Source organism: Micromonospora sp. WMMD1219, from assembly GCF_049315215.1.
GTDB lineage: Bacteria > Actinomycetota > Actinomycetes > Mycobacteriales > Micromonosporaceae > Micromonospora > Micromonospora tulbaghiae.
In genome coordinates this window covers 5,121,665-5,131,344 of sequence record NZ_CP186057.1, presented here as the reverse complement: position 1 = coordinate 5,131,344, position 9,680 = coordinate 5,121,665, and the positions used below count along the sequence as shown (strand labels likewise).

Annotated in this window: 11 protein-coding genes; 7 read left to right on the top strand and 4 right to left on the bottom strand. The window is 72.8% G+C overall.

Going from position 1 to position 9,680, the window contains the following annotated elements; all coding sequences use genetic code 11:
* Positions 1-224: 224 nt before the first annotated feature.
* Together ACN27C_RS23920 and ACN27C_RS23915 are read left to right on the top strand one after the other, a co-directional pair.
* Positions 225-551, top strand: a complete 327-nt coding sequence (locus ACN27C_RS23920) for a hypothetical protein (RefSeq protein ID WP_120569841.1) — start codon at positions 225-227, stop codon at positions 549-551.
* Positions 548-1,198 carry a nucleotidyl transferase AbiEii/AbiGii toxin family protein gene (locus tag ACN27C_RS23915; RefSeq protein ID WP_422748280.1) on the top strand — a complete coding sequence of 217 codons (651 nt, stop codon included), beginning with the start codon at positions 548-550 and terminating at the stop codon, positions 1,196-1,198. The genes ACN27C_RS23920 and ACN27C_RS23915 overlap by 4 nt, the downstream gene beginning before the upstream one ends.
* Before the next feature lie 139 nt (positions 1,199-1,337).
* On the opposite strand, the gene ACN27C_RS23910 is transcribed toward ACN27C_RS23915, so the two are convergent.
* Entirely contained in the window at positions 1,338-2,240 is a 903-nt protein-coding gene (locus ACN27C_RS23910) for an SDR family oxidoreductase (RefSeq protein WP_252453387.1), read from the bottom strand.
* A gap of 151 nt (positions 2,241-2,391) precedes the next feature.
* Between ACN27C_RS23910 and ACN27C_RS23905 the strand changes: the two genes are divergently transcribed.
* Positions 2,392-4,179, top strand: a complete 1,788-nt coding sequence (locus ACN27C_RS23905; RefSeq protein WP_422748277.1) for a bifunctional metallophosphatase/5'-nucleotidase — start codon at positions 2,392-2,394, stop codon at positions 4,177-4,179.
* Between the two features lie 39 nt (positions 4,180-4,218).
* Here ACN27C_RS23905 and ACN27C_RS23900 read toward each other — a convergent pair whose 3' ends face one another.
* Positions 4,219-4,404, bottom strand: a complete 186-nt coding sequence (locus ACN27C_RS23900) for a hypothetical protein (RefSeq protein WP_244933343.1) — start codon at positions 4,402-4,404, stop codon at positions 4,219-4,221.
* A 95-nt stretch (positions 4,405-4,499) separates the two neighbouring features.
* On the opposite strand from ACN27C_RS23900, the gene ACN27C_RS23895 reads away from it, so the two are divergent.
* Entirely contained in the window at positions 4,500-5,534 is a 1,035-nt protein-coding gene (locus ACN27C_RS23895; RefSeq protein WP_422748275.1) for an NAD(P)-dependent alcohol dehydrogenase, read from the top strand.
* On the opposite strand, the gene ACN27C_RS23890 is transcribed toward ACN27C_RS23895, so the two are convergent.
* On the bottom strand, positions 5,521-6,648 hold the full coding sequence (locus ACN27C_RS23890; RefSeq protein WP_422751667.1) for a geranylgeranyl reductase family protein: 1,128 nt from the start codon (positions 6,646-6,648) through the stop codon (positions 5,521-5,523). The two genes, ACN27C_RS23895 and ACN27C_RS23890, sit on opposite strands and share 14 nt — an antisense overlap.
* Before the next feature lie 143 nt (positions 6,649-6,791).
* Here ACN27C_RS23890 and ACN27C_RS23885 point away from each other — a divergent pair, with 143 nt between their 5' ends.
* From ACN27C_RS23885 to ACN27C_RS23875, 3 genes are all read left to right on the top strand, one after another.
* A complete protein-coding gene (locus tag ACN27C_RS23885; protein ID WP_120569832.1) occupies positions 6,792-7,028 on the top strand; it encodes a hypothetical protein in 237 nt (78 codons plus the stop codon).
* 71 nt (positions 7,029-7,099) lie between these two features.
* Positions 7,100-8,554 (top strand): MFS transporter, encoded by a 1,455-nt coding sequence (locus ACN27C_RS23880; protein ID WP_121686423.1) that lies wholly within the window; start codon positions 7,100-7,102, stop codon positions 8,552-8,554.
* Positions 8,555-8,581: 27 nt separating this feature from the next.
* Positions 8,582-8,923, top strand: coding sequence for a hypothetical protein (locus tag ACN27C_RS23875; RefSeq protein WP_422748272.1), 342 nt, complete (start codon positions 8,582-8,584; stop codon positions 8,921-8,923).
* 136 nt (positions 8,924-9,059) lie between these two features.
* Here ACN27C_RS23875 and ACN27C_RS23870 read toward each other — a convergent pair whose 3' ends face one another.
* The gene (locus ACN27C_RS23870; protein ID WP_422748269.1) at positions 9,060-9,611 is read right to left on the bottom strand and encodes a hypothetical protein; all 552 of its coding nucleotides are present in this window, start codon (positions 9,609-9,611) and stop codon (positions 9,060-9,062) included.
* Between the last annotated feature and the right edge of the window lie 69 nt (positions 9,612-9,680).

The window sequence follows — 9,680 nt, the reverse complement described above, 5'->3', positions numbered from 1 at the left end:
AACCTCACCAGGTCCGGCGCACCGGCCACGCGAGGTGAACAAGGCGAGCAATCGCGACGGGCGATCATGAAGTTGGCGGCACGAGCTGACCGGTTTGTCCGGTCCAACCTCATGATCGACGGGGCGAGGCGGGGCGGGGCAGGACGGGGCGCGGGCGGGTGCTGTGGGGGTGCTGCCCGGGACGGATGGGGGGAAAGGCGCCGGGTTGGGGTTACCCTGATGCCATGTCGGTCACCGCGCACGCGTACCTCGCCCGCCCCGGGCGACCCGCCGTGGTGGCGCGCACCCTGGACGAGCTGACCGGTCCCACCACCGGCATCGTCGAGCTGCCGGTACGCCTGATGTGGAGCAGCGAACGCGCCTTCGACCTGGGCGACCCGGACGAGTTGCTCTGGATGTACGAGAACGTGCTGCGTGAGACGACCCGGGTGGAGGATCTGCGCGAGCTGATCCACGCGGGCACGCTGCGCCGGTTGTGGCCGCTGCTCAACCTGCCCCGGGGCGTACGCCTGGCCTGGGAGGGCCGGCACCGGAGCCTGCGCCCGGCGTGACCCACCCGCACGACTTCTACCGGCAGGTGGCCCGGGTGGCGCTTGCCGCCGCCGGCCCGCACCGGTTCGTGCTCGGCGGCGGGGTGGCGTGGGCCGTGCACGGCCTGGTCACCCGCCCCACCGAGGACGTCGACCTGTTCGCCGACGTGGAGGGCGCCGCCGCGGCGGCGGCCGACGGGGTACGCGCCGCGCTGGAACGGGCCGGTTACCGGGTGGCCGAGGTGGACCCGGGCGGGCTGGGTGAGGTGTTCGACGGCTTCGACCGGGACCTGCGCGACTTCGTGGTGAGCCGAGACGGCCGGCAGATCCGGCTCAGCCTGGCCCGCCTGGACCGGCACCGCAGCCCGGTGGTGATGGACCTCGGCCCGGTCATGGACGTCCGCGACCTGATCGCCAACAAGACCGCCGCGCTGGTGAACCGGCGGGAGGTACGCGACTACATCGACGTGTCCGCCGCGCTGGACCGGTACGCGGTCGCGGAGCTGCTGAAGCTGGCCCGGCAGGTCGACCCGGCACTCGACGACGAGGACGTGCGCGCGGCGGGCCGCTATCTCGACGGGCTGGCCGACCGCCGGTTCACCCGCTACGGCCTGGACGCGCCGCGGATCGCCGAGGTCCGCCGCCGGATGGCCGCCTGGCCCCGCTGAGCGGGGCCACCCACGAGTCGGAACGGCCCCGCCCCGCCGACCGAGATCGCCCACGAATTCGGAGCGACCCCGGCAAGCGGCGGGGATCACACGGACGGCGGCCGGACGGGAAAGGACCGGGCAAGGACCGCACAGACCGTCACTTCGTCGGGCGGCCACCCGTGACGCCGAGGATCTCGCCGGTGACGTAGCTGGACTCCTGCGAGGCGAAGTACACGTACGCGGGCGCCAGCTCGGCCGGCTGACCGGGACGACCAAGCGGCGTGTCGGTGCCGAACTGCTTGACCTTCTCCTCCGGCATGGTGGCCGGGATCAGCGGCGTCCAGATCGGGCCGGGCGCGACCGCGTTGACCCGGATGCCGCGCTCGGCCAGGTTCTGCGCGAGCGCCTTGGTGAAGTTGGCGATGGCGGCCTTGGTGGTGGCGTAGTCGAGCAGTTGCGGCGACGGGTCGAACGCCTGGATCGACGACGTGTTGATGATCGTCGAGCCTTCCTTCATGTGCGGCACCGCGAACTTGCAGAGCCAGAACATGGCGTACACGTTGGTCTTGAAGACGCGGTCGAACTGCTCGGTGGTGATGTCGAGCAGGCCGTTGTCCTGCGACATCTGGAAGGCCGCGTTGTTGACCAGGATGTCGACGCCGCCGAGGTCGCGTACCGCCTGGTCGACCAGGGCGCGGCAGTTGGCCTCCTCGCGCAGGTCGCACTGGACGGCGACGCCCTTGCGCCCGGCCTGCTCGATCTGGCTGACGGTCTCCCGGGCGTCCTTCTCCTCCTCGTCGCCGAGGTAGGTGACGAGCACGTCGGCGCCCTCGCGGGCGAAGGCGATCGCGACGGCCCGGCCGATGCCGGAGTCGCCGCCGGTGATGACCGCCCGCTTGCCGGTGAGCCGGTCGCTGCCCCGGTACGACTCCTCGCCGTGGTCGGGCTTCGGCCCCATCTCCTGTTCGCTGCCGGGCGGCGTCTGCTGCTGCGCCGGCTGTCCCTCGCTCTGTCCGTACTGCTCGGCCGGGTGCTGCTGGGTGAACTGGTCCTCGCTCATGGATCCGCCCCTACCCCGGTGACCGGCGCGAAAACAGCAGCCCGTGACCGGAGGGGAAACAATTCGGGCCGGTGTGGCGCACGTGACATGTGGTGGTTATGGTGCGCAACGGCGCCCACGAGGCGCGTACCCCCATTCGGAAAGGCACCTCATGACCTCCTCCTCCGGCGCCTCCCGGCGCCAGGTGCTGGCCGTCGCGGCCGCCGCCGCGACCGCTCCCCTGCTGGCCGGCGCGCCCGCCGAGGCGAAGCCGAAGCCGAAGACCTGGGACCTGACGATCCTCGGCACGTCGGACACCCACGGCAACGTCTACAACTGGGACTACTACAAGGACGCCGAGTTCGACGACAGCAAGCACAACGACGTCGGCGTCGCGAAGCTCGCCACCCTGGTCAACCAGATCCGCGCCGAGCGCAAGGGCCGCGCCACGCTGGTCCTGGACGCCGGCGACACGATTCAGGGCACGCCGCTGGCCACCTACTACGCCAAGCAGGAGCCGATCACCAGCACCGGTGAGACGCACCCCATGGCCCGCGCGATGAACGTCCTCAGGTACGACGCCGTGACGCTCGGCAACCACGAGTTCAACTACGGCCTGCCGCTGCTGGCGACCTGGATCGAGCAGCTCGGCTTCCCGGCCCTCGCCGCGAACGCGCTCAACGCGAAGACCGGCAAGCCGGCGTTCCTCCCGTACGTGATCAAGGAGGTCAAGCTCGGCGGGCACGGCGCGCCGAAGCTGCGCGTGGGCATCCTCGGCCTGACCAACCCCGGCGTGGCCATCTGGGACAAGGGCAACGTCGAGGGCCGCCTCGTCTTCGCCGACATGGTGGCCACCGCCGCGAAGTGGGTACCGGAGATGCGCCGCCGCGGCGCCGACCTGGTCGTCATCTCCGCCCACGGCGGGGACAGCGGCACCTCCAGCTACGGCCCGGAGCTGCCGAACGAGAACCCGACCGCGCTGATCGCCGAGCAGGTGCCCGGCATCGACGCGATCCTGTTCGGCCACGCGCACAACGAGGTGCCGGAGAAGTTCGTCACGAACCTCACCACCGGCGAGCGGGTGCTCACCTCGGAGCCGTCGAAGTGGGGCCAGCGACTGACCCGGATGGACTTCACGCTGACCCGGGACAAGGGCCGCTGGACGGTCACCGCCAAGTCGGCCACCACGCTGAACACCAACACCGTGGTCGAGGACCCGGCGGTGCTCGCGGCCGTGCGCGGCCAGCACACCAAGACCGTCGAGTACGTCAACCGGGTCGTCGCCCAGTCGAGCGTGGAGCTGTCCGCCGCCGAGTCGCGGTACAAGGACACGCCGATCCTCGACTTCATCAACCACGTCCAGACCGAGGTGGTCACCGAGGCGCTCGCCGGCGGCGAGTACGCGGGCCTGCCGGTGCTGTCCATCGCCGCGCCGTTCAGCCGTACCGCGGTGTTCCCGCAGGGCGACGTGCGGATCCGCGACGTGGCGGGCCTCTACGTGTACGACAACACGCTGGAGGCGGTCGTGCTGACCGGCGCCGAGGTGAAGGCGTACCTGGAGTACTCGGCGAAGTACTTCAAGACCTTCCCGGCCGGCACCACCGTGGACGTGGAGAACATCAACGACACCTCGGTGCCGGACTACAACTACGACGTGTTCTCCGGCGTCGACTACGACATCGACATCGCCAGGCCGGTCGGCGAGCGGATCACCCGCCTGGTGCTGGCCGGCACCGACACCCCGGTCGCGGCGGACGCCCGGTTCGTGGTGGCGGTGAACAACTACCGGCGCAGCGGCGGCGGCAACTTCCCGGGCATCGTGAAGACCCAGGTCTACAACGCCCAGCAGGAGATCCGCCAGCTGCTCATCGACTGGGCGCAGGCCGAGGGCGTCATCGACCCGGCCGACTTCTTCGTGCCCAACTGGAAGCTGGTACGCGAGGGCGTGCCGGTCTTCTGACAGTGGGACGACGGGGTCCGGACGCCTGTCCGGGCCCCGTCAGCCGCCCGCGCGCAGGTGCCACTCCGACTCCCCGCCGACCGGGTCCGGCCGGTCCGGCGGGAACTCGGTCTCGGCGGCCTCGATCCGCTCCTCCGGGCGTACCCGGGCCGGCAGTTCGCCGAAGCGGACGTGCCGCAGGAACGCGTACTGCTCGTCGGTGAACGACTCGGCGGATTCGCTCATGACCGCATTGTGCGCCTGCCCGTCCCGTCTCCGCATCAACCGCCTCGGCACGGGTATGCCGCCGCGTCGACCGTCGGCGACGAGGTGGAGGAGACATGCGCGCAGTACGGATGACCGCACCCGGCGTGCTGGAGCACACCGAGGTGCCCACGCCGCAGGCCGGCCCCGGTGAGGTGCTGCTGCGCGTCGGCGCGGTCGGCGCCTGTCACTCCGACCTGCACATCCTCGACGCGCCGGCGGGCGTGTTCCCGATCCCGATGACGCTCGGGCACGAGATCGCCGGCACCGTCGACACGGTCGGCGCCGGGGTCGACGGCTGGTCGCCGGGCGACCGGGCCGCGGTCTACGGCATCATCGGCTGCGGCCGGTGCCGGGCCTGCCTGCGGGGCGAGGAGAACCGCTGCCGGGTCATCCCGGTCGGCGGCATCGGGCTCAGCCGCGACGGCGGGCTGGCCGACTACGTGGTGGTGCCCGCGTCCCGGCTGCTGCCGGTGGGCGACATGGACCTGACCCAGGCGGCGCCGCTGACCGACGCCGGGCTGACCCCGTACCACGCGGTGGAGCTGGGCCGGCCCCGGCTGCGGCCCGGCACCTCCTGCGTGGTGATCGGCATCGGCGGGCTGGGGCACATGGGGTTGCAGATCCTGCTCGCCACCACCGCGGTACGGATCATCGCCGTGGACACGAACACCGCCGCGCTGGACCTGGCCGGCCGCCTCGGCGCCCACCACACGGTGCAGGCCGGCCCGGACGCGGTGGACAAGATCCGCGAGCTGGTCGGGCCGGCGCCGGACGGCGCGGACGTGGTGCTCGACTTCGTCGGCGCGCAACCCACGATCGACACCGCCCGGCAGGTGGTCGCCACCGGCGGTCAGATCCTGCTGGTGGGCCTGGCCGGCGGCACCCTGCCGGTGCGGCCGGTCGCGGACGAGCCGCCCCCGGTGCCGCTGGAGACCGGTGTGGTGGTGCCGTTCTGGGGCACCCGGGCCGAACTGCACGAGGTGATCGCGCTGGCCCGCGCCGGCCGGCTGCACGCCGACGTGCACACGTTCCCCCTCGCGGAGGCGCCGCAGGCGTACGAGGCGCTGCGCCGGGGCGAGGTGCGGGGGCGGGCGGTCATCGTCCCCTGAGCGGGGGCAGCCGGTCCAGCAGCGCCAGCCCGGCCCGCACCGGCCGCCGGTCGAGCACCTCGGCGAAGCTCGCCCGGCCCTGGCAGAACCGGACGAACATCCGCCAGCCGGGCGGGCTCGCCAGCATCGCGTGGAACACGTCGGGCCGCCGCTCGAACACCTCCAGCAGCCGGTGCCCGGCGCGCATCTCCGGCGTCAGCCGCCGGTCGATTTCCCGGGCGTACGCGTCGAGGTCACCGGCGGCCACCGCCTCCCCGGCCAGGCGGCCGGAGCGCAGCGCGTAGCTGATCCCCTCGCGGCTCCACGGTTCCAGCAGCCCGGCGGCGTCCCCGGCGACCAGCACGCGGCCGTGCCGCAGCGGGGAGTCCCCGGTGCGGCAGCGGGTCAGGTGGCCGGAGTCGTGCTCCGGCGTCACCCCGGACAGGCCGAGCCGGTCGGTGAAGTCGCGCAGGTAGGCGCGGGTGCGGTCGCCGTCGCCCCGGGCGGCTATGACACCGACTGTCAGCCGGTCGCCCTTGGGGAAGACCCACGCGTAGGAGCCGGGCAGCGGCCCCCAGTCGAGCAGCACCCGGCCGCGCCAGCGGTCCCGCTCGGGGGCGTCCACCGGCAGTTCCAGTTCCAGTCCGAGGTCGACCTGGCGGAAGCGCACCCCGACGTGGCGTGCCGTCACGCCGGACGAGCCGTCCGCGCCGATGACGGTACGGGCGCGTACCGTCTCACCGCCGGCCAGGCGCAGGCGTACCTCGTCGGGGTCCTGCTCGATCGCGCGGACCGCGACGCCCTCGCGGACCTGTGCCCCGGCGGCGACGGCGGCGGCGCGCAGCCGGTCGTCGAACTCCTCCCGGCGGATCATGGCGACCAGCGGCGCGGGGTGCCGGCGGGTGAACGCGCGTCGCCCGTCCCGGGTGAACGTTATCCGGCCGACCCGGTCGTGGGCGGGCACCTCGACGCGGTCGCCGACCTCGGCCAGCGACGTGCCGATCAGGCCGCCGCCGCACGTCTTGTACCGGGGGTGGGTGGCCCGTTCGACCACGAGCGTGCGGACGCCGGCCCGGGCCGCGGTGTGCGCGGCGGAGAGTCCGGCGGGCCCGCCGCCGACCACGACGAGATCCATGATCACGGGTGCAGCCTAGGGCACCGCCGTGCCGCGCCGCCCGGTACGACAGTCGAACGGGTGAGCATCATCGCGGCCCGTCCGGGTAACCGCCGGTCGCCGGCCGTCCGCGGGTCGGGCGGTCCACGCCGAGGAGGGAAGCGATGCCTCAGGTCCAGCTGTCTGCGGTCGAGGAACGGGTCTACCAGGCGGTTTCCGCGCTGGAGGTGCAGGGGCACGTCCCCTACCCGGACCTGATCGCCCAGGAGACCGGGATGACCGAGGAGGAACTGCGCGAGCCGCTGCACTCGCTCACCGAGCGGGGGCTGCTGCACCGCGAGGACTCCCCGATGTCCGGCCTGGACTTCGGACCCCGGTGGTGCGCGCGCCAGACGGCGTGATCGGGTCGTTTGCCCCACCGGGCACCGGGTAGCGATCGGAGTCGGGTGATCGACGGTCAGTGGGGGGCACGATGAGCGAGGGCCGGTCGTCGACGCCGGTGCAGGACACCGGGTACGACGGCCGGCGCCGCTGGCGTGCGTTGAGCGTCGGCCTGATCGCGGCGTTCATGACGCTGCTGGACGTCAGCATCGTCAACGTCGCGGTGCCCTCGATCGACCGGGCGTTGCAGGCCACGCCGAGCGACCTGCAGTGGGTGCTGTCCGGGTACGCGCTGACGTTCGGCCTGGTGCTCGTGCCGGCCGGGCGGTTCGGCGACGCGCGCGGGCGGCGTACCGCGTTCGTGGTCGGGGTGGGCCTGTTCACGCTCACCAGCGCGCTCGCCGGGCTGGCCCGTTCCCCGGAGTGGCTGGTCGTCGCCCGGCTCGTCCAGGGCGCTGCCGCCGGTGTGGTGAATCCTCAGGTCAGCGGCATGATCCAGGAGTTGTTCCGGGGCGCGGACCGGGGCCGGGCGTTCGGGCTGCTGGGCGCGACGATCGGCATCTCCACCGCCGTGGGTCCGCTGCTCGGCGGGTTGCTCATCGAACTGGGCGGTGCCGAGCACGGGTGGCGGTGGGTGTTCTTCGTGAACATCCCGGTCGGGATCGTGGCGATGCTGCTCGGCTGGCGGCTGATGCCGGCCCGGCCGACCAACCCCGCCGGGCGGGGCCGGCTCGACCCGCTCGGCGTGCTGCTGCTCGGCGCCGGGGTGACGGTGATCCTGCTGCCGCTGGTGCAGCGGGAGCAGTGGCGGGGCCCGGGCAAGTGGCTGCTGATCCCCGTCGGCCTGCTGCTGCTCGCCGGGTTCGCGCTCTGGGAGCACCGGTACGCCCGGCGCGCCCAGCCGTTGTTCGACCTGCGGCTGTTCACGGTCCGCTCGTACACGCTGGGCGCGCTGATCGGCCTGATCTACTTCGCCGGGTTCACCGCGATCTTCTTCATCTTCACGCTCTATCTCCAGATGGGGCTGGGCTACAGCGCGCTCGTGGCCGGCCTGGCGATCACCCCGTTCGCGCTCGGTTCGGCGCTCGCCTCCGCGCTGGGCGGCCGGGTGGTCACCCGGTACGGCCGTCCGCTCGTCGCGATCGGGCTGCTGGCGGTGGTGGCCGGGCTGGTCGCGACCGATCTGGTGCTGGCCGGCGGGCCGCACGAGAACGTGCCGCTGCGGACCGCGCTGCCGTTGCTCGTCGCCGGGCTGGGCAGCGGCCTGGTGATCGCGCCGAACCAGACGCTCACGCTGTCCGAGGTGCCGGTGCCGATGGCCGGCAGCGGCGCCGGGATGCTCCAGACCGGGCAGCGCATCGGGTCGGCCGCCGGCATCGCCGCGGTGGGCGCGCTGTTCTTCTCGACGCTCGCCGCCGACCGCGGCGACTGGAGTACGGCGTTCCGCCACTCACTGCTGCTCGCCGCCGGGATCATCGTGCTGGCGCTCGGCGCCGCCGTGGCGGACATCGTGCTCGGTCACCGGCGCTCCGCGGGCCGCTCCTGATCGATAACGGAACTGAGGAGTTCGCCGATGGCCACCATCGACATCACCGCCGACCGCATCGACGTCCGGCTCACCCCCGCCGAGAAGATCTGGGCCCTGCGCGGCGACCTGTCGTTCCCCCGCTCCGCCGTCAGCGGCGCCGTCGTCGTACCGGACGGTGCCCGCGCCACCCGCGGCATCCGGGCGCCCGGACTCGGCGTGCCCCGCACGCGCAACGTCGGCACCTGGCGCGGCAAGGCCGGCAAGGAGTTCGTCAGCGTCCGCGGCGGCCAGCCGGCCGTCCGCATCACCCTCACCGGCCAGGCGTACGACTCCCTGCTCATCGGCGCCGACGACGCCCCGGCCCTGGCCGCGGCGGTGCTGCGGTGACCGTCGACCGCGCGCTGCGAGGCGGCCGCTGGACCCGCCGGTAGTCGAACCGGTGGTGTCGTGGCTCGCCGCGCACGGCGGCTGAGGACACGCGAGAGGCCGGCACCCGATCCGGGTGCCGGCCTCTCGTCAGGTCTTACTTGTTCCAGTGCTCGGCGACGATCTCGGCGGCCTGCTTCTCCCACTGCGCGTACGCGTCGGGGTAGGCGCTGACCTGCACGGTCTGCGCGGCCTCGGTCAGCGGCATGTCCTGCCAGCCGTCGACCTGCTTGAGGCCCTTGAGGAACGCCAGCGTCGAGTACTCGGGGTCGGTGATCTGCTCCGGCGTGCCCCAGCCGCTGGACGGCCGCTGCTGGAACAGGCCCAGCGAGTCGTGGTCGTTGCGGTCACCCAGGTGACCCAGGTTCTCCAGCTTCGACTCCTGCAGCGCGGTGGCGATCGAGATGACCGCGGCGCGCTCGGGCAGGCCCGCCTTCTTGGTGGCCGCGATGATGGCCTTGGCGTTGGCCAGCTGCTCGTCGTTCAGGTCCACGTGCGACTGCGCGCCCTGCGGGCTCACGCCCTGGACCGCGACGGCGGCCGGCTTGGTGGTCTCCGCCGCGTGGGCGGCGACCGGACCGGCGAACACGCCACCGGTGAAGGCGAGACCGGCGATACCGAGGATGCTCTTGCGCAGGATCGTGTTCATGATGGGCTCCGTTCGGGGGTCGACGCGTCCGGGGGTGGACGCGTGGGCACCGTCAGGCGCTCAAGGGGA